The sequence below is a fragment of the Aeromonas sp. 600276 genome, assembly GCF_049175815.1.
Classification (GTDB): domain Bacteria; phylum Pseudomonadota; class Gammaproteobacteria; order Enterobacterales; family Aeromonadaceae; genus Aeromonas; species Aeromonas dhakensis.
This window is the reverse complement of record NZ_JAAKVU010000045.1, coordinates 1-575: the sequence shown is the minus strand read 5'-3', so window position 1 is coordinate 575 and position 575 is coordinate 1. Positions and strand designations below refer to the sequence as shown.

Annotated in this window: 1 pseudogene; it reads left to right on the top strand. The window is 61.7% G+C overall.

The annotated features are described in order from the left end of the window. Positions 1 to 575 (top strand): annotated as a pseudogene (gene vgrG, locus G5134_RS21220) (type VI secretion system effector VgrG); the annotation flags it as partial.

Here is a 575-nt window from a genome sequence, read left to right as displayed (position 1 = left end):
GAGCTGGCAAGCGCCCAGCCCGACATCGACTTTGGCGCCGTGCTGGACCAGCCGTGCGAGCTGCTGGTGTGGTACAACGGCGAGCTGCAGCGTCGGGTGTGCGGGGTGGTCAGTGACTTCGCGCAAGGCGACAGCGGCTTTCGCCGCACCCGCTATCAGCTCATGGTGCAGCCTGCCCTGTGGCGACTCTCTTTGCGCCAGAACTCCCGCATCTTCCAAGCGCAGAAGCCCGATGAAATCCTCAGTATCCTCTTGCAAGAACACGGCATCACCGACTACGCCTTTGCGCTGAAAAACGAGCACGCCAAGCGGGAATACTGCGTTCAGTATCGGGAGAGCGACCTCGATTTCGTGAACCGCCTCGCCGCTGAAGAGGGGATGTTCTATTTCCACGAGTTTGACGCGGGCAAGCATCGCATCGTGTTTGCCGATGACGCAGCCGCCCTGACCGCTGGCCCCGAGCTCTTCTTCAACCTCGGCAACCGCTCGCTCGAGCAGGGGTCTTATGTCCGGCAGTTCCACTACCGGGAGGCGGTGCGCCCCTCGGATGTGGAGCTCAAGGACTACAGCTTCAA